Below are 23,271 nucleotides of genomic sequence, written 5' to 3'. Positions count from 1 at the left end.
TCCGCCTTCAATCGACCAGCACAGCGACCACTGCGGTGCAGTCGCCCGCCTTGACCAGTCCGGGGAAATGCCGCGCGGCCAGAAGGCCGGACATTCTTGCCCTGATCTCCTGCGGTGCGGAACCGGTGCGGCCGATGGAATGGATGCGCGCCAGGACCTGGCCCTCTTCGACGGGCTCGCCGAGATCGATCATCGTTTCGATCATTCCGTCATCCTCGGCAAACGAGAAGCAATCGCCCGACGGCATGTCCAGCCAGCGGGTCGGCTGCATCTCGACCGCACCGGCGACAATGCCGGCATGGCGCAGCACATTGAGCGCCCCGCGACGAGCGATCCGCACCGTTTCCGCGCGAGAAGTCCCACCGCCGCCAAGCTCGGTGGTGATGAACAGCTTGCCCATTTCTTCGGCGGCAGTGTCGAACATGCCGACCGCGTCGATCTCCAGCATCTTCATCGACCACGGTGCCGAGAACGCCTCGACCGCGGCGAAGCCCTTCGCCTCCAGCACCTTGTCGGGCCGGATATGGGCGGCGCAGAACGGCACGAAGTCGAGTGTCTTGCCGCCGGAATGGAAGTCGAGCGCGATGTCTGTGCGCGGCAAGAGTTCGCGCTGGAAGTAGTCGGCGATCTTCTCGGTCACCGTGCCGTCTGGCCGGCCTGGAAAGCTGCGGTTCAGATTGCCCTTGTCGATCGGCGAGGTGCGGGTGCCGGCACGGAAGGCCGGATAATTCATCGCCGGCACGATGATGACCGTGCCGCTGACGTGCTTCGGACCGAGCGTGCGGGCGAGATCGTAGAGCGCCAGCGGCCCCTCATATTCGTCGCCATGATTGCCGCCGGTGAGCAGTGCGGTCGGCCCGTTGCCGTTGCGGATCACGCAAATCGGGATCATCACCGATCCCCAGGCCGAATCGTCGCGGCTGTAGGGCAGGCGCAGGAAACCGTGCTGCACGCCGTCGCGGTCGAAGTCGACGGTCGGCGTGATCGGCGATGGGCGAAGCTGGGACATCGGGCTCAATTCTTCACCACCAGCTTGCGCGGCACGTTGGCCAGGCACTCGACGCCGGTCTCGGTGATCAGGATGGATTCGGTGATCTCGAGCCCCATCGTCTCCAGCCACAGGCCAGTCATGAAATGGAAAGTCATGCCGGGCTTCAGCTCGGTGCGATCGCCAGGGCGCAGGCTCATCGTGCGTTCGCCCCAGTCCGGTGGATAGGAAAGCCCGATCGGATAGCCGGTGCGGTTATCCTTGACGATGCCGTATCTCTTCAGCACGGCGAAGAAGGCATTGGCGATGTCTTCGCATGTATTGCCGGGCTTTGCCGCGGCAAGCCCAGCCTCCATGCCTTCCAGCGTCGCCTTTTCGGCATCGAGGAATTCCTGCGTGGGTCTGCCAAGGAACACAGTCCGCGAAAGCGGACAATGGTAGCGGTTGTAGCAGCCGGCGATCTCGAAGAAGGTGCCCTCGCCTGACTTCATCGGCCTGTCGTCCCAGGTCAGATGCGGCGCTGAAGCATCGGCGCCCGACGGCAGCAGCGGCACGATCGCCGGATAGTCGCCGCCGATACCGTCGACGCCGCGCGTGCCGGCATCATAGATCTCGGCGACCAGATCGCACTTGCGCATGCCGACTTCGATCTTGTCGACGATGCGCTGGTGCATCGCTTCCACGATGCGGGCGGCCTTGCGCATATAGTCGATCTCGGTCGGGCTCTTCACCGCGCGCTGCCAGTTGACGAGAGCCGTGGCGTCGACGAAGCGCGCATTGGGCAGATGTTTCTGCAGTGACGCGAAGGCAGCGGCCGAGAACCAGTAATTGTCCATCTCGACGCCAATGCTAAGCTTGCCCCAGCCGCGATCGGCCAGCACCTGCGAGAGAAAATCCATCGGGTGGCGTTCGGTCGACTGCACATAGTGGTCGGCATAGCCGACGATGTTGTCGTGGGCGAGATAGGCGGTGCGCTTGGCGCCGTTGGCGTCCTGGCCGCGCCCGTACCACACCGGTTCGCCCGACGGCGGCACGATGACGGCCTGGTGCACATAGAACGACCAGCCGTCATAGCCGGTCAGCCACGCCATGTTGGATGGATCGCTGACAACAAGCAGATCGACGCCCTTGGCCTCCATGGCCTTCCGTGTCTTGGCCAGGCGCTCCGCATATTCGCCGCGCGAGAATTTGAGATTAGGCTGCATTGTTCTTGGTCCTCGTTTGTTGGGCCTTGCGGCCAGCATCAGCTTTCGAAAATCGTACCGGTGTTGGCTGCTCGGGCACGGTCGCGGGCGAGCGTGGCTATCGCCGTGTCCTGCACGCCGGTGCCGGTGAGGTCGGCGATGGTGATGTCGCTGGCCGAGCGCCGGCCATGTCTTTCGCCGGCGATGATCTGGCCAAGCTCGGTAATCTCGGCATCGGCTGCCATGACACCTGTCGCGATGGCATGATGCAGTTCGCCCAGCAGCCGCGTCTGTTTCGCGCTGTCGGCGACGTAGAGATCGGCCATGCGCAGGATCGCCGGAGCGATCTCGTTCTTGTGCTCGGCGTCCGAGCCCATAGCGGTGATGTGCTGGCCGGCGGAGATGAAGCCGGCCTTGATCAGCGGCTCGGTCGACGGCGTCGTGGTGACGATGATGTCGGCGTCGGCCGCCGCTTTTGCCGCATCGGGCTCCGCGCGCACGACGATGCCTAGTCTTTCGCGCAATGCGTCCGCCGCAGCCTCGGCCTTGGCGGCGTCCCTGGCCCAGATGCGGGCCTCAGCGATCGGCCGCACCAGCATAAGCGCCTCGAGCTGCAGCCCGGCCTGGACGCCGGCGCCGAAGATCGCGGCAATTGAGGAGTCGGCTCGCGAAAGGTGTTTCGCCGCGACCGCTCCGGCCGCCGCCGTGCGGACGTCGGTCAGATAGCCATTGTCGAGCAGCAGGGCCTCGACCAGTCCTGTTTTTGACGACAGCAGCACCATCATGCCGTTGACGCTGGGCAGGCCGAGCTTCGGATTGTCGAAGAAGCCGGGACTGATCTTGATCGCAAACCCGTCGATACCTGGCACATAGGCAGTCTTGACGTCGACCTCGCCGCGATGCTCGGGAATGTCGAGCCGTAGGATCGGCGGCATCGCCACCGGCAAGGTGGCAAGCGCGCGGAAGGCATTCTCGACGCAGGCGACGGCATCGAGATCGAGCTTCACGATCGCGCGCAATTCGGCTTCGGTGAGTATCGTCATCCGGCCCATGCGGCGTGCTCCTCAATTGCTTCGCCGCAGATGATTTTCCTGTGCAGCGTCATGTCGATGTTGCGGCCCGACAGAATGAGCACCGTGGGGCCGCTCGCCCTGACCTTGCCGGCAAGCACGGCGGCGATGCCGACCGCGCCGGCGCCTTCCACGATCTCGCGCTCCTGTTCATAGGGATGGCGGATGCCGGCGGCGATCTCGTCCTCGCTGAGCAGGATCACGTCGTCGAGCAGGTCGCCGCACATCGAAAAAGTCAGCCGGTTGTCGAGGCCGATGCCGCCGCCGAGCGAATCCGCCAGCGTCGGCAGTTCCTCGACCAAAACTGGATGTCCGGCATCAAGGCTTGCCTTCATCGCCGCACCCCGCGCCATCGAAACGCCGATGACCTTCGTGCTCGGGCTTACACCCTTCACGGCAGCGGCGACACCCGCCGCCAGCCCACCGCCTGACAGCGGCACCAGCACCAAAGCGGCATCCGCAACCTGCTCGATGATCTCCAGCCCGAGCGTCCCTTGTCCGGCGATGACATCAGGATGGTCGAAGGGCGGCAGCATGACCAGCCCCTCTTCCGCGACCAGCCGTTCAACCTCCTGCTGCGCATCGTCCTGGCTGTTGCCGACGATGCGGATCTCGGCGCCGAGCCGGCGGATTTCGTCGAGCTTATTCTGCGGCACCAGTCGCGACATGCAGATCGTCGCGCGTATGCCTTCGAGCTTCGCCGCATGAGCCAGCGCCCGGCCGTGATTGCCGGTCGACGCGGCGACCACGCCGCGCGCCTTCTCCTCGGTGTTCAGCGACGCGATGGCGTTCGAGGCGCCGCGCAGCTTGAAGCTGCCGGTGATCTGCCGATGTTCGAGCTTGAGATAAACAGGCGCGCCCAAGTGCCCGGAAAGACTCGGGGAAAGCGCGGTCGGTGTGCGCTCGACCTTACCTGCGATACGCTCGCGGGCAGCGCGGATATCGGAGAGGGTGACGTCGTTCGCGGTCATGGCCTTTGCTCTGCAATCAATTCAACGGCAGCGTCATCAGACGGCCGAATTCGGCGCGCGGCTCATCGTCGCCGCAAAGCCGCAGGCAGTTCCAGGCCGTTGCCTGGTTGCTGGTGACGACCGGACGGCCGATCGCCTCTTCCATGCCGACCACAGCAAGCGCGGCCCGCAGCGCCGTGCAGGAGACGAACAGCGCGTCCGCCTTCGCATCGGTCGCCTCGCGCGCCAGATCGACCAGCGACGCCGGCGCAATCCGTGCCATCTCGCGGTCGTCCTCGAAGCCGAGGCAGGTGAAGCTGGCGATCTCGAAACCATGCGCCGCGAAATAGGCCGCCATCGGCCGGCTGGTCTCGACCGTGTAGGGCGTGAGAATGCTGATCGTCCTGGCGCCCAGCGCCTTCAAGCCACGCACCCCTGCCGTCGGCGGTGTGACCACGGGCACGCCGGGCTTGGCTGCCTGCACCGCCGCCTCGATCTCGGCATCGCCGATGACCACCGAGGCCGACGTGCAGGAATAGCAGATCGCGTCGAGCGGCTCGTCGGGCAGGATCAGCGCTGCGCCCGCCGTCAGCGACGGCTGCATCTTGCGTAAATTCTCCGGCGTCGTTGGATTGGCATAGGGGATGCGCGCGACATAGACGCCGATCCGGTCGCTTGCCACCATGCGGCGAAAATCCGGTTCGGTCGTATGGTCGGTGGCAAGGATGATCAGGCCGACGCGCTTTTCCAGCGGACGCGCGTCGAGCGCCGGCCGTGTCGAGCGCAAGCGGATGTCGACAGGAGTGGTCACCACGCGCTCCTTGCCAACGGTTTGCACTCTATAGCGCCCCCCTCTGTCCTGCCGGACATCTCCCCCACACGGGGGGAGATCGGCAGCTTCGCTGACAGCGCCTGTTCATCAACATTGGAGATTGGCGAAAGCAACGGTGACAGCCAATCTCCCCCCAAGTGGGGGAGATGTCCGGCAGGACAGAGGGGGGCGCCGTAGAGCAAGGGCATTGCAGGAACCACTGTCATGTTTCGATCCGCCCGTAGCGGCGTTCCAGCCAGCGCAGCAGCACGACCGAGAAATAGGCTGATGACGAGGAAGAAGGCGCCGACCAAAGTCATCGGCTCGACGTAGCGGTAATAGGTGTTGGCGACACTCTTGGCCTGGTTCATCAATTCCAGCACGGTGATCGCCGAAAGCAGCGGCGTCTCTTTGAACATCGCGATGAAGTAGTTGGCAAGCGCCGGGATCATCGGCGGAATAGCCTGCGGCATGATGATGTGGGTCCAGGTCTGCCTGGCGTTCAGATTGCAGGCCTTGGCGGCTTCCCACTGGCCGCGCGGCACATTCTCGATGCCGGCGCGATAGACTTCGGCCGTGTAGGTGCCGTAGTGCAGGCCGAGGCCGATGACGCCCGCCACCAGCGGCGGCAGCAGGATACCGATGTCCGGCAGCACGTAGAAGATGAAATAGAGCTGCACCAGCAGTGGCGTGCCGCGGATGAACTCGGCGAGGAAGCCGACGGTGCGCGACAAGCCCCTGTTCGGCGAGCGCCGCGCCAGCGCGATGGCCAGCCCCACGATCGCGGCCAGAACCGAGCCGAGCAGCGTCGCCAGGATGGTGATCTTCACGCCCTGGATCAGCGTTGGCATGATCTCCCAGACGAAATTCCAATCCCACTCCATTATAAGGCCCGATCCATTAGACGCGCACCCCGTCGAGGCCGCGCGCCATGCGCCTTTCAAGCGATCGGACGCCCCACGAGATGATCAGCGCAAGGGCGAAATAGATGATGAGGATGGTGGTGAACGGCACCAGCGTGTTGCCGGTCTGCGAGCGCACCACTTGCGCCTGGAAGGTCAGGTCGGTGAGCGAGATGAGCGAAACCACGGCCGTGGCCTTGAGCAATTCGATGGCGTTGTTGCCGAAGGTCGGCAGCATGACCAGCAGCGCCTGCGGCAGGATGACATGGCGCATGGCTTGCCAGCGGCCGAGATTGAGCGCGGTGCAGGCCTCGTACTGTTCGCGGCCGATCGACTGGATGGCGCCGCGCACCACCTCCGCCGCATAAGCGCCGACATTGAGGCCGAGCGCCAGCACGCCGGCCTGCAGCGGCGTCAGCGAAATGCCGATGAAGGGCAGCACGAAATAGGCCCAGAACAGCTGCACGAAGATCGAGGTGCCGCGAAAGAATTCGATATAGGCGGTGGCCAGCGCCCGAATGGCGAAAAAACGCGATAGCCGCCCTAGCCCGGCGAGAAAGGCCATGACCAGGGCCAGCACCGACCCCATCAGCGTCAGCTCGATGGTAACAAGCGCTCCCTGCAATATCAGGCCTAAATAGCCGGACCATTGGGTCATGAAATCAAGAGTTTCCAATGTTTACAGTTGTGCGAGGCGGTAGTCTTGGCCCCTTCTCCCCGTTCACGGGGAGAAGATGCCGGCAGGCAGATGAGGGGCAGCGCAAGCTTCGTAGAACTTTGTGCCGCCCCTCATCCGTCACTTCGTGACACCTTCTCCCCGTGAACGGGGAGAAGGGAAAGAGGCACCTACTTCGCCGCGCAGAGCTTGTCGCGCGTCGTCGACATCGCCGCCGCGGCCGAGAAGCCGTAGGGCTCGATGATCTTGGCGAATTCGCCGGACTGCTTCAGCTTGGCCAGCTCGACGTCATAGGCATCGCGCAGCGCCTCGTCGCCCTTCTTGAACGCCGCGCCGTCGCAATAGACCGGCGCGCCGACCACCGGAGCGACGACTTCGAGGTTCGGATCGTTGGCCTTCTTGACCAGATCGTTGATCGACAGCACCGGCAGCGAATAGGCGTCGATACGGCCGTCCTGCAGCATCTTCAGGCCGCTCTGGCCATCCGGCACGACGATGACGCGGTCACGCGGCACGCCAGCGGTGAGCGCCAGCTTCTCCTCGGTGCCGCCGCCCGGCGCCCCGATCGTCGCGGTGGCATCCTTGGCGACATCCTCGTAGCTCTTGAGGCCCTTCGGATTGCCCTTCTTGACCAGCATCGCCTCGGCGTCGCACAGCACCGGCTCCGAGTAGACGACCGCCGCGCAGCGCTCCGGCTTCATGAACAGGCCGGCGGTGACGACGTCGAAACGGCCGGCCTGCAGGCCGGGGATCATGGCGCCATATTCCGAGATCGAGGCGACGATGTCGTTGACGCCGAGGCGCTTGAAAATCTCGCGCGCCACATCGGGCGCCGCACCCGAAACCTTGCCGTCGGCCGCAACCGCCGTATAGGGCGGCTCATTGGCGATGGCAACGCGGGCGAAGCCCTGTGCCTTGAGCTCTTCGAGCTTGCCGTCGTCGGCCGATCCCGCGGTCGAGGCGGCCAGAATCGCGGTCAGTGCAACACCGGCGACGCCGGCCAGAATGCCAAGTTTCTTCATTGTTCCCAACTCCTTGCTTCTCTTCTTGGTTTGCTTCGAGACGGCGTTGCCTCCCTTGAGGACGGCTTCGCCGCTTTGGCATGGCGGTCAGACGCGATGTCCAGCCGCGATGATCTTCTTCAGGAAGCCTTGCGTGCGCTCCTGCTTGGGATTGCGGAAAATCTCGTCGGGCTTGCCTTCTTCGACAATCCTGCCGCGGTCAAAGAACAAAACCCGGTCGGCGAAATCATGGGCAAAACCCATTTCGTGGGTGACGAGCAGCATGGTCATGTCGGTCTCGGAGCAGAGTCGCCATAAGACGTTCAGCACCTCCTCGACCAGTTCTGGATCGAGCGCCGATGTTACCTCGTCGAACAGCATGATCCTGGGCTGCAGGGCCAGCGCCCGGGCGATCGCCACCCGCTGTTTCTGCCCACCGGAGAGCTGTGCCGGCATCGCTTTGGCTTTGTCGGCCATGCCGACCATGTCGAGCAGCTCCATCGCCCGCTTTTCGGCGGCGGCGCGCGACATGCCCTTGGTCAAGATCGGCGCCAGCGTGACGTTGTCGATGACGCTCTTGTGCGGAAACAGGTTGAACAGCTGGAAGACCATGCCGATCTTCTGGCGCATTCTTGCCAGATGCCGTTCGTCGGCGGCCAGCAACTGGCCGTTGCGCTCCATGTGGTAAAGCTGCTCGCCGTCGATCTGGATGTGGCCGCTGTCGATCCTCTCCAGCGTCATCAGGATGCGCAGGATCGTCGTCTTGCCCGAGCCGGAAGGGCCGATCAGCGCCAGCTTCTCGCGCGGCATGACCTGCATCGACAGGCCGTCCAGCACCTTGAAGGTGCCGAAGCTTTTCGAAATGGCGTCGATCTTGATGATGGGCGCGGACAATGAATTTCCCCGTGCTGGAGAACCTGGTGCCTTCAACGATGCGGAACGCGTCAAATCATGTCAATCAGGAAAATAATATCATGACAATGTTTCTGACTCCGCACAATTTCGCGGCAATGTCTGCCTAGATCGCCAGCAGAAGATGCTCCGGATCGCCGAGCAGAAGTTTGGTGACAACGCTCAAGCCGGCGCGCAGTTCCCCCTCGGTGGTCGAGCCCAGCGAGATCCGCACTGCCGGCTGCCATGGCTCCTGCGAAATGCGGAAGGATGTGCCTGGCGCGATCGCCACGCCCTGCAAACGGGCCTGTGAGACGAAACTCTCCTCGGCGCGGTCGCTGGGCAGCTGCAGCCACAGATGCAATCCGTCGCGATGGACACGGTAGTCGACCCCGGCGAGCACCTCTGCGGCGATCTCCTGCCGCCGCCGCAGCGCCGAACGTTGCCAGCGGACGAGCTCCATCGCCGTGCCGTCGGCGACCCATTTAGTGGCGATCTCCGCCACAAGTGGCGTCGCCATCCAGTTGGAGACGAGATGCCGGTTGGCAACGGCGGCGACATAGCGGTCGGGCGCCGCGAGATAGCCGATGCGCAGGCCCGGCACCACGATCTTGGTGAAGGAGGTGACGTAGAGCGTGCGCTCTGGCGCGAAGACAGCGACCGGCGGCGGCCGGCCCTCGACCAGCGGACCGAGCACGTCGTTCTCGATGATGGCGATGTCGTGCTTGCGCGCGACCGCGGCAATCTGCTCGCGCCGCGCGGCATCCATCAGTGTTGCGGTCGGGTTGATCACCGAAGGCTGCACGAACACGGCGCGGATATCGGAAAGCCGGCACGCCTCGTCCAGCGCCTCCGGGATCAAGCCGTTGTCATCGATCGGCAGTCCTTCGAGGTTGAAGCCGAGATAGCGCGCCAGCGGGATCAGCGTGTGATGGCCGATCGCCTCGGTGGCGACGGTCGAACCCGGCGGCGCCACGCTCATCAGCGCCACCGTCATGCCGGCCGTGGCGCCGTTGGTCAGGCTGACATTCTGCGCGGACACATCGAGCCCGCAGAGCCGCAGCCAGTCGACCGCCACGGCGCGGTGGCGCGGAAACACCATGTTCGGCCGGAACGACAGCGCCGAGCTCGACGGCAGGTTCTCGGCAAGCCAGCCCAGCGCCTGTTTCAGCCGCTCCAGATGCATCGGTTCGCAGACCGGCTTCAGTATGGAGAGGTCGATGACCTCGCCAAGACGCTCCGGCAGGTATGGCGGCTCGGGCTCGCGGCGCTGCGTCTGGACGAAACTGCCGCGGCCGATCTCGCCGGAGATCAGGCCCCGGCGGATCAGTTCCTCATAGGCGCGACTGACCGTCTGCACCGAAAGCTTCAGGTCGTCGGCCAGCCGGCGATGCGTCGGCAGCCGCGCGCCGTTGGCCAGCCGCCCGTCATGGATCGCACGCGCAAACTGGTCGGCGAGCGATTGATAGGCCGGCCGCCGGATGAGCGCGGGATCTGGACGCCACAATGTCATGACTTATTAGAGATCGAAATCAGTGCAATTGACAATCGAAATAATGCGCCGTCATGGTGTCGGGCAAGAAAAAAGCAGACGCTCATGGCCGCATTGAAACTCGATCAGATCGACCTCAAAATCCTCGACGCGGTTCAGCGCGACGGGCGCATCACCAAGCTGGCGCTGGCCGACAAGGTTGGCCTGTCGCCGACGCCGTGCTGGATGCGGCTGCGCAAGCTGGAAAAGGCCGGCATCGTCTCCGGCTATCACGCCAAGGTTGCGATGCGCGCCGTCGCGCCGGTCGCAACCGTGCTGATGGAGGTGACGCTGGCCAGCCACCGACAAGCCGATTTCGACCGCTTCGAGCGCGTCATCCGCGATGTTCCCGAAATCGTTGCCTGCTGGTCGGTGGGCGGCGGCGTCGACTATCTGCTGAAAGTGATGGCGCGCGACATCGACGCCTATCAGCGGCTCGTAGACGCGCTGCTCGAACGCGAGATCGGCATCGACCGCTATTTCACCTACATCGTCACCAAGACGGTGAAGGAGGAGATTTCCTTGCCGGTGGCGGATCTGCTGCCGGTGTCGTCGTAACGCTAGAGAGATCGTCTACCCGGGCGATGCAATAGAGACAATCTCTCTACGCAACGGCGTTGAAACAGTCTCTCTGTCTGCACCGCGCGCATAGTCTCTCCACATCGCCTCGACATCGGGAGACCTCGAACATGTCCGCGCATTTTGCCCGCCCACACCGCCATGATGCACTCGACCGCCTCGCCGACCGCCGGCTGCTGCGCGAGCTCGCCTATGTCGACGGCCATTGGACGGCGAGTGAGGCCGCCGAGAGCTTCGAGGTGACCGATCCTGCCACAAGCGCCACCGTTGCCTGGGTTGCCGCGCTCGATAGCAGGCAGACGAGCAAGGCGATCGACGCGGCATCGCGCGCCTTTCCCGCCTGGCGCGGACTTTTGCCGCAGGAGCGCTCGAAAATCCTACGAAAATGGTTCGACCTGATCATCGCTGCCAAAGAGGATCTGGCGCTCTTGATGACGCTCGAGCAGGGCAAGCCGCTTAGGGAAGCGCGGGGCGAGATCGACTACGCCGCCTCTTTCGTCGAGTGGTATGCCGAGGAGGCAAAACGCCTTAACGCCGAGAGCGTCACCAGCCATCTGCCGAACGCCGAGATGATGGTGCGGCGCGAGCCGCTTGGTGTCGTCGGCGTCGTCACGCCGTGGAATTTTCCCGCGGCCATGCTGACCCGCAAGGCGGCCGCCGCCCTTGCCGCCGGCTGCACCATCGTCGCGCACCCCTCGTCTGAAACGCCGCTATCGGCACTGGCGCTGGCCGAGCTCGGCGAACGCGCCGGCCTGCCGGCAGGCGTCTTCAACGTTCTCACCGGCAAGGCTTCGACCATCGTTGGGCGGATGTGCGAAGACGCTCGCGTGCGGGCCATGAGCTTCACCGGCTCGACCGAGATCGGCAGGCTGATCGCCGCGCAAAGTGCGCCGACGATGAAGCGGCTGGTGATGGAGCTTGGCGGCCATGCGCCGCTGATCGTCTTTGCCGACGCCGATCTCGACAAGGCTGTGACCATCGCCGTCGACGCCAAATTCGCCACGTCCGGCCAGGATTGCCTCGCCGCCAACCGCATCTATGTCCAGCGCCCGATCTACGATCGTTTCTGCGCCGCCTTCGCCAGGCGCATCGACGCGTTGCGGACAGGCAATGGCCTGGCCGATGACACCGACATCGGGCCTTTGATGCACGAGCGCGGCGTCAAGAAGGTCGAGGAGCAGGTCGCCGATGCGCTCGCCCATGGCGCACGCTGCCTCACCGGCGGCAAACGCGATTCTGCAGGACCGCTGTTCTACCAGCCGACCCTGCTGGCCGATGTCACCGACGACGCACTGATCATGCGCGAGGAAACTTTTGGTCCGGTCGCCGCGGTGACGCCCTTCGACAGCGAAGAGGAAGTCGTCGCCCGCGCCAACGCCACCGAGTACGGCCTCGTCGCCTATGTCGTCACCGAGAACGGCGGCCGCCAGTTGCGCATGGGCCGCGCGCTCGACTACGGCATGGTCGCCATCAACCGGGTCAAGATCACCGGCGCGCCGATCCCGTTCGGCGGCGTCAAACAGTCCGGCATCGGCCGCGAGGGCTCGCGCCATGGGCTCGAAGCCTTTACCGATCTCAAATACCTCTGCCTGGATGTGGCCTAGGCCGCGCCCCACACTTTTCCTTAGGAGTAAAAAAGATGCTCGACCAGTCCAACGAACTCGCCGCTTGGGACCGCGACCACTTCTTCCATCCCTCGACCCATATGGGCACCCACGCGCGCGGCGAGAGCCCGACCCGCATCATCGCCGGCGGCGAAGGCGTCACCATCTGGGACAATAATGGGCGCAAGAGCATCGATGCTTTCGCCGGGCTTTACTGCGTCAATGTCGGCTATGGCCGCCAGAAAATCGCGGACGCCATCGCCGCGCAAGCCAAGAACCTCGCCTACTACCATGCCTATGTCGGCCACGGCACCGAGGCGTCGATCACGCTCTCCAAGATGATCATCGACCGCGCCCCGCAAGGGATGTCGAGGGTCTATTTCGGCCTCTCCGGCTCCGACGCCAACGAGACCAACATCAAGCTGATCTGGTACTACAACAACGTGCTCGGCCGGCCGGAGAAGAAGAAGATCATCTCGCGCTGGCGCGGCTATCATGGCTCCGGCGTCATGACCGGTTCGCTGACCGGGCTCGACCTGTTCCACAACGCCTTCGACCTGCCGCGTGCGCCGATCCTGCACACCGAGGCGCCCTACTATTTCCGCCGCGCCGACCGCTCGATGAGCGAGGAACAGTTTTCCCAACACTGCGCCGACAAGCTCGAAGAGATGATCCTGGCCGAGGGCCCGGACACGGTCGCCGCCTTCATCGGCGAGCCGATCCTCGGCACCGGCGGCATCGTGCCGCCGCCCGTCCTCTACTGGGAAAAGATCCAGGCGGTGCTGAAGAAATACGATGTGCTGCTGGTCGCCGACGAAGTGGTCACCGGCTTCGGCCGGCTGGGCACCATGTTCGGCTCCGACCACTACGGCATCAAGCCCGACCTGATCACCATCGCCAAGGGCCTGACCTCGGCCTATGCGCCGCTGTCGGGCGTCATCGTCGCAGACAAGGTCTGGCAGGTGCTGGTGCAGGGTTCCGACAAGCTCGGCAGCATAGGCCATGGCTGGACCTATTCGGCGCATCCGATCTGCGTTGCCGCCGGCGTCGCCAATCTCGAGCTGATCGACGAGATGGACCTGGTGACCAACGCCGGCGAGACCGGCGCCTATTTCCGCGCCGAACTGACGAAAGCCGTCGGCGGCCACAAACATGTCGGTGACGTCCGCGGCGACGGCATGCTGGCGGCAATCGAGTTCGTCGCCGACCGGGACGACCGCGTGTTCTTCGACGCCTCGCAGAAGATCGGGCCGCAGGTCGCTACCGCCCTTGCGGCAAGCGGCGTCATCGGCCGCGCCATGCCGCAAGGCGACATTCTCGGCTTCGCGCCGCCGCTCTGCCTGACGCGCGAAGAGGCCGACATCGTCGTGTCGAAGACGGCGGATGCGGTGAAGAGCGTGTTTGCCAACATCTGAAAACTGACATGAACGCCATGACCAAAACCCTCCCCGCCACCATGGCCGCCGTGCAGCTGACTGGTCACGGCGGACCGGAAAAGCTCGTCTACCGCACCGACGTGAAAGTGCCGTCGCCCGCCCCTGACGAAGTGCTGATCAAGGTCACCGCTTGCGGCATGAACAACACCGATGTCTGGGTGCGACAGGGCGCCTATGGCACGGAGGAAGATGCTGCCGCCGTATCGACCTGGCGGCGTCAGGGCAACACGCTGACCTTCCCGCGCATCCAGGGCACCGACACGGTCGGCCACATCGTCTCAGTCGGCGATGGTGTCTCGCCGGACCGTATCGGCGAGCGGGTGATGGTCGACTTCTCCATCTACAACCGCGACGACGATTCACTCGCCGACATCGACTATATGGGCCACGGCCGTGACGGCGGCTATGCCGAGTATCAGACCGTGCCGGCCGAGAACGCCCATGTCGTCGGCACCGAGTTGACCGATGTCGAACTCGCCACCTTCTGCTGCGCCTATCTCACCGGCGAGCAGATGCTGGAACGCGCCGCATTGAAGGCCGGCGAGCGCGTGCTGGTCACCGGCGCGTCGGGCGGCGTCGGCTCCGGCATCGTGCAGCTGGCGCGGGCGCGCGGCGCCATCCCCTATGCCGTCGTCGGCAAGGGCAAGGAACAGGCCGTGCTCGACATCGGCGCCGAGGCGGTGATCACCCGTGGCGTGGCTGACCTGCCGGCTGCGGTAAATGAGTCGACCGGCGGCCAGCCGATCGACGTGGTGGCCGACCTGGTCGGCGGTGCGATCTTCAACGATCTGCTGCGCATCCTCAGGCCCGAAGGCCGCTACACCACAGCCGGCGCAATTGCCGGCCCGGTCGTGCAGCTCGATCTGCGCACCATGTATCTCAAGCAGTTGCAGCTGCATGGCTCCAGCCAGGGCACGCGGCACGACTTCCGCCGTATCGTTCGCTACATCGAAGACAAGAAGATCCGGCCGCTGGTCGGCGGCGTCTACAAGCTCTCCGATTTCCACCGCGCCCAGGCTGATTTCATTGCCAAGGACTTTGTCGGCAAGCTGGTGGTCGTTCCGGATGCTGTTTCGGATTTCGCTGCAACCCGTTGACAGCCAACACTAACAAGGACTCGGGCTATTCGCCGACACGGTGAGATCGAGCGCGACATGGCCTTGCGGCGCGCCGAAACGAAGGAAGGCTTCCGACAGCGTCGCGAACACCGGTCCGGCGTCGCCTTTCAGCTTCGTGCAGAAATTCTTCGACCTGTCGAAGACGCCCGAAGTCTTGAGGAAGTCGATACAGCCGTAGATCTCGTCCATGTGATGGCCCTCGCCGAGCGGATAGAGCGAGAACTGCGCGGCGACCTCCTGTCCAAGCTTTTTCGCACTGTCGACATGCGCCCGCGCCGCGCCGATGCGCTCGGCCAGGGACAGCTCGTGGCTGCTGCCGGAAATCGGTGTGCAGATCGGATCGTCAGGCTCGCCCGGACAGCCGCGCGACACCGTCGCCGACAACACGCAATGCACGTCACTTGCCGCCGCCGATGCGAAGAGGTCGCGCATGGCCGGGAAAAGCTGTTCCGGCGGGCCGACGATCAGCGTCGAGATGTCGTCGGTCTCGATGCGGAAATTCGGTCGATAGGGGTCCATCGCCGAAAGTGCCCCAAGGATGACGTCGACAAAATCGTCGCACATCGGATACAGGGAAATCTGTGCACCTGAAAACATGGTCGCCTCGCTCCGCTGGCATTACCCAGATCAGCTTGAGGGACCGAAGGCTTGCACCCACCATCTCAGCCCCGGCAATACGGAGCGCCCCTGTCGATATGGGCGACGTAGCACCTGCGCAAAGGATGTTCAAGTAATGGTCCTGGGCAATCGTTCCCAGCAATCGCTTCAGACCAATTACCGAGCTTGGCGGCGCCGCCGAAGCTGCCGATCTCCCCCCTTGCGGGGGAGATGCCGGCAGGCAGAGGGGGGTGCTTCCCTCCGACCTGTCAATCGATCGCAGCCGCGCCCTCAAGCTGATTCGGGTTGGCAAGGCTGAAGTCGAAAGTTGGCGATCCTTCACACCCCCCTCTGTCCTACCGGACATCTCCCCCGCAAGGGGGGAGATTGGATACCGCTTCGGCTTTCGCCAATCACCAACGCCCATTCAGCCTCTGCCTTCGGGTGGGCTGTTCAGCCCTATAGTCCGACCTGCTTGACTGCGGCTTCGAGCGATCTTTCAAACGCGTCGATCATCTGATCGACCTGGGGCTCGGTGATGATCAGCGGCGGGCAGAAGGCCAGCGCGTCGCCCATGTTGCGCGAGATGACGCCGTTCTGCTGCATGAAGCCGTTGACAAGCCCGCCCAGCGCGCCGGCCGTCTCCCACGGCGTCTTGGTCACCTTATCGCCGACCAGTTCGACCGCCGCGATCAGGCCGACGCCACGCACCTCGCCGACAAGCGGGTGCGAAGCGAGGTTGCGCAGCCGTTTCTGCATATGCGCGCCGACCGTGCGCGCATTGCCGACAAGGTCGCGCTCCTCGATCAGCTTCAGGTTCTCGAGCGCGACCGCCGCCGCGACGGGATGGCCGCCGCCGGTGAAGCCATGACCGAAGGTGCCGATCCGATTGCTTTCGTCGGCAATCGGCTCGAACATTTTCTCGTTGATCAGCAGGGCCGAGATCGGCAGGTAGGAAGAAGAGATCTGCTTCGACAGCACCATGATGTCAGGCCTGATGCCGAAGGTCTGCGAACCGAACATCTCGCCGGTTCGGCCAAAACCGCAGATGACCTCGTCGGCGACGATCAGGATGTCGTACTTCGACAGGACCGCCTGTATCTTCTCCCAGTAGCCGGCCGGCGGAACGATGACGCCGCCGGCGCCCATGATCGGCTCGCCGAAGAAGGCGGCGATGGTTTCCGGGCCCTCGGCCAGGATCAGCTTTTCCAAGTCGTCGGCAAGCCGGCTCGAAAACTGCTCTTCGCTCTCGCCTGGCAGCGCCTCGCGCCAATGGTGCGGCGTCGACGTGTGCAGCACACTGGCGATCGGCAGGTCGAAGGAAATGTGATTGTTGGGCAGGCCGGTCAGGCTTGCCGAGGCGATGGTGACGCCGTGATAGCCGCGAATGCGGCTGATGATCTTCTTGCGTGCCGGCTGGCCGAGCGCATTCGACCGGTACCAGATCATCTTCATGGCCGTGTCGTTGGCCTCGGAGCCGGAATTGGTGAAATACGCCTTGCTCATCGGCACCGGCGCCATCTGCACCAGCTTCTCGGCGAGATCGATCAGCGGCGAATGCGATTTGGAGCCGAAGTCGTGATAATAAGGCAGCTTGGACATCTGGCGCACCGCCGCATCGACCAGCCGCTTCTCCGAGAAGCCGACCGCGACGCTCCAAAGCCCGGCCATCGCCTCGATGTAGCGGTTGCCGGCCAGATCCTCGACATAGATGCCGTCGCCCTTCTCGATGACGAGCGGCCCTGCTTCCTCATGCTTGCGGGCATTGGTGTAGCCGTGCATGTGATAGCTGATGTCGCGAGCTTCGGGAGAATTCGGTCGAGCGTCCATGATGGGTCCTGTCCTGCACGCCGGGTCCTGCCGCCGTTCGGCGCGCATCGCCTCTGGCATTAATGGTGTTTGGTGCATCTGTTTCTTGTAAGGGTGTCAAGCCCTTTCGGAAGGGCTGGCGGATGGACAAAGACATGCAGAATTTCAGCTTCGAGGCCTTGGAACGCGAGAAGCTGCGCCAAGCCGGCTGTGCGCATCGCCGAGACATGATTCCCGAACGGCTCACCAGCAGGCACAACAACAAGGCTGAGGTGGCCTGATCATGGACCACGTCGACTGCATCGTCGCCGGCGCCGGCGTCATTGGCCTCGCGATCGCGCGAGAGATGGCGCAGCGCGGGATGGACACCCTGGTCCTCGAGGCCGAGAATGCCATCGGCACCGGAACGAGTTCGCGCAATTCCGAGGTCATCCATGCCGGCATCTACTATCCGGCCGGATCGCAGAAGGCCCGGCTCTGCGTGGCAGGCCGGGAACAGCTTTACCGTTATTGCGAGAAGCGGGCGGTTCCGCATGCGCGCTGCGGCAAGCTCATCGTCGCCACAGATGCCGAACAGGAGCCGGTGCTTGCTTCCATTCTGGCCAACGCCTCTGCTTGCGGCGCGGGCGACCTGACACCCTTGACCGCAGCAGGGGCACGCGCGCTGGAGCCCAAGCTGCGGTGCACGGCCGCCCTGCTGTCGCCCGCCACCGGCATCATCGACAGCCACGCCCTGATGCTTGCTTTGCGGGGCGACGTAGAGGAGCACGGGGCGGCACTCAGCCTCAACACCCGCATCGTCTGCGGCCGCATCGAGGGTGGGCGCATCGTTCTCGACACAGTCGATAGCACCAGCGGCGAGCGCTTTGAGATCGGCACCGCGCTTCATCAACGCCGCCGGGCTTGGCGCCACGACGCTTGCCCGCTCACTTGACGGGCTCGACCCGCAATTCGTGCCGGAACTTCGCTATGCCAAGGGCAATTATTTTTCGGTCGCCGGCCGGGCGCCGTTCTCGCGGCTGGTCTATCCCATACCCGAGCCGACACCGCGCGGGCGTGCCGCTGCCAAAGGCATAATCCAAACGCCCGTAAGCCATCCGTAAGCCGGGGTCGCAGAACCTCGGTCTGTCGATCACAGCCGATCACCGGAGGCCTCGAGCTCTCCGGAACCGTCGGCTCCATGACGAGGAGGGTTCGATGCGATTCGACAACGATCACGCGCCACTCCGCCGGGACGACGCGCTATCCGAATGGCGCACTGCCTCGGCGCTGGCCGAGCTCTTGTCCTTCGAGCCGTCGAGTCTCGACGCGAAACCGAAGGCTGCGGGTCCTGGCCGGACCGCGGAGGCGCTTTCACGATTTGCGGCGGCGATCCGGCGCGTATGGCCGGTCCTGGCGGCTACTACAATCTTGGCAACGCGCTCGGGCTGGTGATGGGCGTCACGATCCAGCTCGCCGCCCCTCAGGGATCCGGCATGCGCGGCGGCGCCGCGCTGTTCGACTATTTCGCTGGCAGCAGCAGTGCGGTGGCGCTGACGTTGGCAACGCTGGTCTTCTTCTGCAGCGGCGAGGTCTATCACCGCGCCTGGGCCGGGCGGGATGTCCCCGATCCAGCGCTTAACCGCCTCGCCGATCTCCTGTCGGGGATCGGCGCGATCGGGCTTGGCGCGGCACTGTTCCTGTTCGGCCAGCCGGTGCTGGCGGCGACCGCCGGACTGCTGCATGCGCTCGGCAAGATCGGCAGCGCCGCCTACAGGCCCGGCGCCAGCGTGCCCGGGTGGCCGGCTGGATGGCCCGATCCGTTCCGCAGTGCGGTGCTGGCCAGCCGCCTGCCGGCGATGCTCGCGGCGGCGCTGTCGATGGGCGCCGCCTTGCCTGAGGTGTGGTTGGGCGGTTCCCCTGCCCTCGTTGCCGCGCCGCTGACATTGCTTGCCTGCTATCTGCTGTGGGCCAGGGCCGACCTTCTCCTGTTTGCCAACAGCGCTGGCGAAAGCGCGCCCGCACTGCCCACCACGGCACGGCCCATGCCCTTGCATCCTCGACCGCCCAAGGCAACCAAACGACCGGGACCATCGATATGAAGCACCGTTTCGAAGCTATACCGAACCCAAGCTGCCGGTTCGAGATCTGGGACAATGAGAACGACGAGCCCGTCGTCCATCACGACCGGCTGCTCACCTTCGCCTCGGCGAAGTTGGCGGCAAGGATCGCCGACTTCCTCAACGAGGGCCGCAGCCACCGGCGCCGCGCCGGCGCCGCTAAATGGCGAGTTGCGGACCGCGATGTCGACCGGGGAGGATGATCGCCACGCTGCTCTACCTCGGGGAAATCCAGGTCTCCCTGACCTTGGCGTCCATGCCGGTATTCAAGGCTAGCGCCAAGGATCCACTGCTGGGCTGGATCGCATCCGGAAGCAGTCTTCACATCAACCTCGGCGGCGAAACCACCTACGATGTTTCCCTCAAGGGCAGTGCCCAAGCCGCCAAGGCCTTTGCAGCAGCCTGCAACTCATGAGACCCTGCAGTTCGTGAGAACCTGTAGTTCATGAGAGCATCGGAGGAGTGTCGCCATGACCGATGAGCCAGGCCGTGAGCCGGCGCATGATCCCCAGGATTTGGAGCGCCTGCTGATTTCCCGGCAGTGGGTGGGAGACATCGACGGCATGGCCGCGCTTTTTGAGCAGAACGCCGTCGTCGACAGCGGTGAAGGGCAGCTGACGCGTGGCCGGGAAGCGATCCGGGCACTCTTCGCGGAGATCACCGCAACGGGCCGAAAATTTGCTGCCGGAAATCAGGCCCCGGCTGTTGTCAGCGGAGACCTGGCACTCACCTCAACCCATCTTCCCGATGGCACCGTGACCGCCGAGGTCGCCCGCCGCCAAGGCGACGGAACATGGCTGTGGGTCATCGATCGATTCTCCGTTGCATAACATCGGGCCCGACGCATGACCCCGGAAAATCGGAATCGATTTTCCCGGTGGATCATGCGAACGGGCGCACGGCGCTGTAGCGCAAAGGCGCGAAACCGTGCAGTTTTGGATTTCGAAGTTCCCGAGCGACGATGCCGGCGATGGAGCAGGAACTTCGAATTCAATTATGATGTATGATGCATCAGTGCGCTGTCTGCGAATGGTCGCCGCCCGGCTGCGAAATGCCGCCCAGCGCTTCGCCGGCCCAGGCCGCCTCGCCATTCGCGGCGAGATCGCCGAGCGAGACAATGCCAACCAACCGCCGGTCGCGGCTGATCACCGGCATTCGCCGCAGTTTGAGATTGCCCATGTTCTGAAGGACATCGTCGACTTCCTGGTCGTCAAAGCAGCATTGCACCTCCGCGCTCATCACGTCCCTGATCTTGGCGTCAGGACCTCTGCCCTCCGCGATGCCGCGGACGGCAATGTCGCGGTCCGTGATCATGCCGACCAGCCGGTCATTCTCGCCGACGGGCAGAACACCGGCGTCAAGATCGGCCATGGCTCGTGCGGCATCCCGCAAGGACTGCTCCGGACTGGCGACCTGAACATTCTGTGTCATGCACTCGCTGATTCTCATGGCTTTCTCCTCGAGGTGAAGCGCCCCGCCGAACCCGTGATCAAGATGTGATTAGGGAGGAATGAATGCCTTTCGGAATCGTTCCATGTTTCGACCACGCGCGACCGGATGGGCGATGCGGCAGAGCTTCCACCAATGGCCATATCCGTGACGACGGGAACCATAGTCCGGCACAATGGTTGAGTGGTGACCAAGTGATCCTCCCCGAGCAAAACGGAAAACGGAAGGAACGATCATGCGCATGTTGACGACTATTGCTGCCCTTTCGGGATTGGCCCTGGCGCAGCCGATCCACGCGCAATCCACCAACCCGCAGCTTCCCCAAATCGCACCCCCGGCCCCGGAAGTCCTGCCCGATCCAAGCCTGCCTAACCAAACGCCGCCCGACCAAGCCCTGCCGGATCAAGCGCTGCCGGATCAGGGTTTCACCGACCAGAACTTTACCGGGATTGCGATCGTCGCCCTCGAGGATTTGCCTCCGGAACTCAAGACACAAGCCGAGGCCGTGATCACCCAGACCAGCGTTGAAGATCTGCTCACCCTGCAGAGCTCGATCGATGCGTCGCCGCAGGCAGCAACGGCGCTGGCGGCGAGCGGGCTGGATTCCTCGCAGGTTGTCGCTGCCAACATCGATGGCGATGGCATGCTGACGCTGATCATCCAGACAACCACATGATCGGCGGGCCGGGCGTGGCTGACCGGAGCACCCGGCTTCGGCCATGAAAACCCAGTACAGCGGAGCATCGTCATGGTCGAAGCCGCAGTTCGCAACTTCACCCTCAACTTCGGGCCGCAGCATCCTTCTGCTCACGGCGTCCTGCGGCTGGTGCTGGAACTGGACGGCGAGATCGTCGACCGCGCCGATCCCCACATCGGCCTGCTCCACCGCGGCACGGAAAAACTCATCGAGTACAAGAATTATCTGCAGGCCTTGCCCTATTTCGACCGGCTCGATTACGTGGCGCCGATGAACCAGGAGCATGCGTTCTGCCTCGCCGCCGAGAAGCTGCTCGAAATATCGGTGCCGAAGCGCGGACAGCTTATCCGTGTTCTCTTTTGCGAAATCGGCCGGCTCTTGTCACATCTCCTCAACGTCACGACCCAGGCCATGGACATCGGCGCGCTGACCCCGCCGCTCTGGGGTTTCGCCGAGCGCGAGAAGCTGATGGTCTTTTACGAGCGCGCCTCCGGCGCCCGCATGCATGCGAATTATTTCAGGGTCGGCGGCGTGCACCAGGACCTGCCTCCGAAGCTTCTGGACGACATCTGGGCTTTCTGCGACCCGTTCCTCAAGGTCTGCGACAACCTCGATGAATTGCTCACCGGCAACCGCATCTTCAAGCAGCGCAATGTCGATGTCGGTGTGATCGGGCAGGATGATGCCTGGGCCTGGGGCTTCTCCGGCCCCATGGTGCGCGGGTCGGGAGCGGCATGGGATTTGCGCAAGGCACAGCCGTATGAATGCTACCCCGAGATGGACTTCGACATTCCGGTCGGCAAGAACGGCGACTGCTATGACCGCTATCTCGTCCGCATGGAGGAAATGCGCCAATCGGTCCGGATCATGAAGCAATGCCTGGAGAAACTGAGATCGCCCGAGGGCCGCGGGCCGGTCGCGGTCCCGAACCAGAAGATCACGCCGCCGCCGCGAGCGACGATGAAGCGCTCAATGGAAGCGACAATCCACCATTTCAAACTCTACACGGAGGGTATTCGCGTGCCCGAAGGAGAGGTGTACGCCGCGGTTGAGGCGCCAAAGGGCGAGTTCGGCGTCTATCTGGTTTCGAACGGCAGCAATATTCCTTATCGATGCAAGATCCGGGCGCCGTCCTTTGCCCATCTGCAGGCGATGGATTTTCTGTCGCGGGGGCACATGATCGCCGATGTCGCTGCGATCATCGGGTCGCTCGATATCGTGTTCGGCGAGATCGATCGCTAGCATTTTGCAGCCAAGTGGAATCACTTGGCGTCGCAGAAATGCGGCTAAACAAATCGTTAGAGCGGGAAGCCTAGGTCAACTTGAACGCATCCCGCTCTAACGGCGCGCAGAGTGTTTCAGATTTCGAGCAAGGCGTAGGGACGGCCGGTCGGCTTCGCCACGTGCATGGCGACGTTATATACCGGGGCACCACCGGGTGTGCGGCCTTCGTAGACGCCGCGATGCGCGTGGCCATGCACCACGGCGGTGACCTTGAACCGATCGATCGTCTCCGCCAGGCGCGACGAGCCCAGGAACGGAAAAATCTCCAACGGCTCGCCAGCGACCGTCTCGATGACCGGAGCGTAGTGCAGGACGACGAGCGTGCGTTCGGTGCGAACCTGCCGCATTGCGTTTTCGAGCCGCATCGACTCGCTGACGCTTTCAGCAACCATCGCCTTGATCGCCGGCTCACCGAAAGAGCCGAGCATGCGTGACCCAAAACCGCCAATGAAACCCTTCACGCCGACAAAGCCGACCTCCTTGATTTCCGTCGTCTGGCCGTCAAGAAGATGGACGCCTGCCTGCCGAAGGATGTGGGCGACGTCTTCGACCGCGCCGGATTCATAGTCATGGCTGCCGAGCCCGGCGACGACCG

At 63.9% G+C, this 23,271-nt stretch carries 26 protein-coding genes, 1 pseudogene and 1 riboswitch; of the genes and pseudogenes, 13 read left to right on the top strand and 14 right to left on the bottom strand.

Annotated features, from left to right (window positions below):
- Window positions 1–7 precede the first annotated feature (7 nt).
- From doeB to EOC93_RS20635, 10 genes and pseudogenes are all read right to left on the bottom strand, one after another.
- Entirely contained in the window at window positions 8–1,009 is a 1,002-nt protein-coding gene (gene doeB, locus EOC93_RS20685; RefSeq protein WP_127205542.1) for a N(2)-acetyl-L-2,4-diaminobutanoate deacetylase DoeB, read from the bottom strand.
- A gap of 5 nt (window positions 1,010–1,014) precedes the next feature.
- Complete coding sequence (doeA, locus tag EOC93_RS20680; RefSeq protein ID WP_127205541.1) at window positions 1,015–2,193, bottom strand: ectoine hydrolase DoeA; 1,179 nt, start codon at window positions 2,191–2,193, stop codon at window positions 1,015–1,017.
- A gap of 38 nt (window positions 2,194–2,231) precedes the next feature.
- On the bottom strand, window positions 2,232–3,224 hold the full coding sequence (gene eutC / locus EOC93_RS20675) for an ectoine utilization protein EutC (RefSeq protein WP_127205540.1): 993 nt from the start codon (window positions 3,222–3,224) through the stop codon (window positions 2,232–2,234).
- Window positions 3,212–4,213, bottom strand: coding sequence for a hydroxyectoine utilization dehydratase EutB (gene eutB, locus EOC93_RS20670; RefSeq protein WP_127205539.1), 1,002 nt, complete (start codon window positions 4,211–4,213; stop codon window positions 3,212–3,214). The genes eutC and eutB overlap by 13 nt, the downstream gene beginning before the upstream one ends.
- 16 nt (window positions 4,214–4,229) lie before the next feature.
- Window positions 4,230–5,003: an ectoine utilization protein EutA gene (gene eutA / locus EOC93_RS20665; RefSeq protein WP_127205538.1), complete on the bottom strand. Its 774-nt coding sequence runs from the start codon at window positions 5,001–5,003 to the stop codon at window positions 4,230–4,232.
- A 223-nt stretch (window positions 5,004–5,226) separates the two neighbouring features.
- Window positions 5,227–5,887: pseudogene (ehuD, locus tag EOC93_RS20655) on the bottom strand (ectoine/hydroxyectoine ABC transporter permease subunit EhuD).
- A gap of 16 nt (window positions 5,888–5,903) precedes the next feature.
- Window positions 5,904–6,563, bottom strand: a complete 660-nt coding sequence (gene ehuC, locus EOC93_RS20650; protein ID WP_127205537.1) for an ectoine/hydroxyectoine ABC transporter permease subunit EhuC — start codon at window positions 6,561–6,563, stop codon at window positions 5,904–5,906.
- Window positions 6,564–6,751: 188 nt separating this feature from the next.
- Window positions 6,752–7,603, bottom strand: a complete 852-nt coding sequence (gene ehuB / locus EOC93_RS20645; RefSeq protein ID WP_127205536.1) for an ectoine/hydroxyectoine ABC transporter substrate-binding protein EhuB — start codon at window positions 7,601–7,603, stop codon at window positions 6,752–6,754.
- An 87-nt stretch (window positions 7,604–7,690) separates the two neighbouring features.
- The gene (gene ehuA, locus EOC93_RS20640; protein WP_127205535.1) at window positions 7,691–8,476 is read right to left on the bottom strand and encodes an ectoine/hydroxyectoine ABC transporter ATP-binding protein EhuA; all 786 of its coding nucleotides are present in this window, start codon (window positions 8,474–8,476) and stop codon (window positions 7,691–7,693) included.
- Window positions 8,477–8,600: 124 nt separating this feature from the next.
- Window positions 8,601–9,986 (bottom strand): PLP-dependent aminotransferase family protein, encoded by a 1,386-nt coding sequence (locus EOC93_RS20635; RefSeq protein ID WP_127205534.1) that lies wholly within the window; start codon window positions 9,984–9,986, stop codon window positions 8,601–8,603.
- Window positions 9,987–10,079: 93 nt separating this feature from the next.
- On the opposite strand from EOC93_RS20635, the gene EOC93_RS20630 reads away from it, so the two are divergent.
- From EOC93_RS20630 to EOC93_RS20615, 4 genes are all read left to right on the top strand, one after another.
- The gene (locus tag EOC93_RS20630; protein ID WP_164759216.1) at window positions 10,080–10,562 is read left to right on the top strand and encodes an Lrp/AsnC family transcriptional regulator; all 483 of its coding nucleotides are present in this window, start codon (window positions 10,080–10,082) and stop codon (window positions 10,560–10,562) included.
- Window positions 10,563–10,693: 131 nt separating this feature from the next.
- On the top strand, window positions 10,694–12,187 hold the full coding sequence (locus tag EOC93_RS20625) for an NAD-dependent succinate-semialdehyde dehydrogenase (protein ID WP_127205532.1): 1,494 nt from the start codon (window positions 10,694–10,696) through the stop codon (window positions 12,185–12,187).
- A 35-nt stretch (window positions 12,188–12,222) separates the two neighbouring features.
- Window positions 12,223–13,602, top strand: coding sequence for an aspartate aminotransferase family protein (locus EOC93_RS20620; RefSeq protein WP_127205531.1), 1,380 nt, complete (start codon window positions 12,223–12,225; stop codon window positions 13,600–13,602).
- An 8-nt stretch (window positions 13,603–13,610) separates the two neighbouring features.
- Complete coding sequence (locus EOC93_RS20615) at window positions 13,611–14,720, top strand: alcohol dehydrogenase family protein (protein WP_127205530.1); 1,110 nt, start codon at window positions 13,611–13,613, stop codon at window positions 14,718–14,720.
- A gap of 9 nt (window positions 14,721–14,729) precedes the next feature.
- Here EOC93_RS20615 and EOC93_RS20610 read toward each other — a convergent pair whose 3' ends face one another.
- Both EOC93_RS20610 and EOC93_RS20605 read right to left on the bottom strand, forming a co-directional pair.
- The gene (locus tag EOC93_RS20610; protein ID WP_095489260.1) at window positions 14,730–15,338 is read right to left on the bottom strand and encodes a YkoF family thiamine/hydroxymethylpyrimidine-binding protein; all 609 of its coding nucleotides are present in this window, start codon (window positions 15,336–15,338) and stop codon (window positions 14,730–14,732) included.
- Window positions 15,329–15,440: riboswitch (TPP riboswitch) on the bottom strand. (Overlaps the previous gene by 10 nt.)
- 357 nt (window positions 15,441–15,797) lie before the next feature.
- Window positions 15,798–17,168, bottom strand: coding sequence for an aspartate aminotransferase family protein (locus EOC93_RS20605; protein WP_127205529.1), 1,371 nt, complete (start codon window positions 17,166–17,168; stop codon window positions 15,798–15,800).
- A 134-nt stretch (window positions 17,169–17,302) separates the two neighbouring features.
- On the opposite strand from EOC93_RS20605, the gene EOC93_RS35400 reads away from it, so the two are divergent.
- From EOC93_RS35400 to EOC93_RS20580, 7 genes are all read left to right on the top strand, one after another.
- Complete coding sequence (locus tag EOC93_RS35400) at window positions 17,303–17,428, top strand: hypothetical protein (protein ID WP_280953402.1); 126 nt, start codon at window positions 17,303–17,305, stop codon at window positions 17,426–17,428.
- A gap of 2 nt (window positions 17,429–17,430) precedes the next feature.
- The gene (locus EOC93_RS20600; RefSeq protein WP_245330094.1) at window positions 17,431–18,081 is read left to right on the top strand and encodes an FAD-dependent oxidoreductase; all 651 of its coding nucleotides are present in this window, start codon (window positions 17,431–17,433) and stop codon (window positions 18,079–18,081) included.
- Window positions 18,014–18,250 (top strand): hypothetical protein, encoded by a 237-nt coding sequence (locus EOC93_RS34885; RefSeq protein ID WP_245330107.1) that lies wholly within the window; start codon window positions 18,014–18,016, stop codon window positions 18,248–18,250. Before EOC93_RS20600 ends, EOC93_RS34885 begins: the two co-directional genes overlap by 68 nt.
- A 279-nt stretch (window positions 18,251–18,529) precedes the next feature.
- Window positions 18,530–19,228, top strand: coding sequence for a hypothetical protein (locus tag EOC93_RS20595; RefSeq protein ID WP_245461502.1), 699 nt, complete (start codon window positions 18,530–18,532; stop codon window positions 19,226–19,228).
- Window positions 19,225–19,449: a hypothetical protein gene (locus EOC93_RS20590; protein WP_095489135.1), complete on the top strand. Its 225-nt coding sequence runs from the start codon at window positions 19,225–19,227 to the stop codon at window positions 19,447–19,449. The genes EOC93_RS20595 and EOC93_RS20590 overlap by 4 nt, the downstream gene beginning before the upstream one ends.
- Window positions 19,446–19,661 (top strand): hypothetical protein, encoded by a 216-nt coding sequence (locus EOC93_RS20585; protein WP_095489134.1) that lies wholly within the window; start codon window positions 19,446–19,448, stop codon window positions 19,659–19,661. The genes EOC93_RS20590 and EOC93_RS20585 overlap by 4 nt, the downstream gene beginning before the upstream one ends.
- 55 nt (window positions 19,662–19,716) lie before the next feature.
- Window positions 19,717–20,076: a nuclear transport factor 2 family protein gene (locus EOC93_RS20580; RefSeq protein WP_127205528.1), complete on the top strand. Its 360-nt coding sequence runs from the start codon at window positions 19,717–19,719 to the stop codon at window positions 20,074–20,076.
- 181 nt (window positions 20,077–20,257) lie between these two features.
- Here EOC93_RS20580 and EOC93_RS20575 read toward each other — a convergent pair whose 3' ends face one another.
- A complete protein-coding gene (locus EOC93_RS20575; protein ID WP_095489132.1) occupies window positions 20,258–20,695 on the bottom strand; it encodes a CBS domain-containing protein in 438 nt (145 codons plus the stop codon).
- A 235-nt stretch (window positions 20,696–20,930) separates the two neighbouring features.
- Between EOC93_RS20575 and EOC93_RS20570 the strand changes: the two genes are divergently transcribed.
- On the top strand, window positions 20,931–21,371 hold the full coding sequence (locus EOC93_RS20570; protein ID WP_095489131.1) for a hypothetical protein: 441 nt from the start codon (window positions 20,931–20,933) through the stop codon (window positions 21,369–21,371).
- Between the two features lie 72 nt (window positions 21,372–21,443).
- Window positions 21,444–22,634, top strand: coding sequence for an NADH-quinone oxidoreductase subunit D (locus EOC93_RS20565; RefSeq protein ID WP_095489130.1), 1,191 nt, complete (start codon window positions 21,444–21,446; stop codon window positions 22,632–22,634).
- Window positions 22,635–22,750: 116 nt separating this feature from the next.
- Here the strand turns inward: EOC93_RS20565 and EOC93_RS20560 are convergent.
- Window positions 22,751–23,271 (bottom strand): metallophosphoesterase (locus EOC93_RS20560; protein ID WP_127205527.1); only part of this gene is annotated, 521 nt, incomplete at its 5' end.

This window comes from Mesorhizobium sp. M6A.T.Ce.TU.002.03.1.1 (assembly GCF_003997275.1).
Classification (GTDB): Bacteria; Pseudomonadota; Alphaproteobacteria; order Rhizobiales; family Rhizobiaceae; genus Mesorhizobium; species Mesorhizobium mediterraneum.
This window is presented reverse-complemented; position numbering and strand designations above follow the sequence as displayed.

Excerpts from the sequence above, each read along its gene's own strand:
- doeB (WP_127205542.1), bottom strand. The coding sequence starts at position 1,009 with ATGTCCCAGCTTCGCCCATCGCCGATCACGCCGACCGTCGACTTCGAC.
- doeA (WP_127205541.1), bottom strand. The coding sequence starts at position 2,193 with ATGCAGCCTAATCTCAAATTCTCGCGCGGCGAATATGCGGAGCGCCTG.
- eutC (WP_127205540.1), bottom strand. The coding sequence starts at position 3,224 with ATGGGCCGGATGACGATACTCACCGAAGCCGAATTGCGCGCGATCGTG.
- eutB (WP_127205539.1), bottom strand. The coding sequence starts at position 4,213 with ATGACCGCGAACGACGTCACCCTCTCCGATATCCGCGCTGCCCGCGAG.
- ehuC (WP_127205537.1), bottom strand. The coding sequence starts at position 6,563 with ATGACCCAATGGTCCGGCTATTTAGGCCTGATATTGCAGGGAGCGCTT.
- ehuB (WP_127205536.1), bottom strand. The coding sequence starts at position 7,603 with ATGAAGAAACTTGGCATTCTGGCCGGCGTCGCCGGTGTTGCACTGACC.
- EOC93_RS20635 (WP_127205534.1), bottom strand. The coding sequence starts at position 9,986 with ATGACATTGTGGCGTCCAGATCCCGCGCTCATCCGGCGGCCGGCCTAT.
- EOC93_RS20625 (WP_127205532.1), top strand. The coding sequence starts at position 10,694 with ATGTCCGCGCATTTTGCCCGCCCACACCGCCATGATGCACTCGACCGC.
- EOC93_RS20620 (WP_127205531.1), top strand. The coding sequence starts at position 12,223 with ATGCTCGACCAGTCCAACGAACTCGCCGCTTGGGACCGCGACCACTTC.
- EOC93_RS20615 (WP_127205530.1), top strand. The coding sequence starts at position 13,611 with ATGAACGCCATGACCAAAACCCTCCCCGCCACCATGGCCGCCGTGCAG.
- EOC93_RS20610 (WP_095489260.1), bottom strand. The coding sequence starts at position 15,338 with ATGTTTTCAGGTGCACAGATTTCCCTGTATCCGATGTGCGACGATTTT.
- EOC93_RS20605 (WP_127205529.1), bottom strand. The coding sequence starts at position 17,168 with ATGGACGCTCGACCGAATTCTCCCGAAGCTCGCGACATCAGCTATCAC.
- EOC93_RS35400 (WP_280953402.1), top strand. The coding sequence starts at position 17,303 with ATGCAGAATTTCAGCTTCGAGGCCTTGGAACGCGAGAAGCTGCGCCAA.
- EOC93_RS20600 (WP_245330094.1), top strand. The coding sequence starts at position 17,431 with ATGGACCACGTCGACTGCATCGTCGCCGGCGCCGGCGTCATTGGCCTC.
- EOC93_RS20595 (WP_245461502.1), top strand. The coding sequence starts at position 18,530 with ATGGCCGGTCCTGGCGGCTACTACAATCTTGGCAACGCGCTCGGGCTG.
- EOC93_RS20590 (WP_095489135.1), top strand. The coding sequence starts at position 19,225 with ATGAAGCACCGTTTCGAAGCTATACCGAACCCAAGCTGCCGGTTCGAG.
- EOC93_RS20585 (WP_095489134.1), top strand. The coding sequence starts at position 19,446 with ATGATCGCCACGCTGCTCTACCTCGGGGAAATCCAGGTCTCCCTGACC.
- EOC93_RS20580 (WP_127205528.1), top strand. The coding sequence starts at position 19,717 with ATGACCGATGAGCCAGGCCGTGAGCCGGCGCATGATCCCCAGGATTTG.
- EOC93_RS20575 (WP_095489132.1), bottom strand. The coding sequence starts at position 20,695 with ATGAGAATCAGCGAGTGCATGACACAGAATGTTCAGGTCGCCAGTCCG.
- EOC93_RS20570 (WP_095489131.1), top strand. The coding sequence starts at position 20,931 with ATGCGCATGTTGACGACTATTGCTGCCCTTTCGGGATTGGCCCTGGCG.
- EOC93_RS20565 (WP_095489130.1), top strand. The coding sequence starts at position 21,444 with ATGGTCGAAGCCGCAGTTCGCAACTTCACCCTCAACTTCGGGCCGCAG.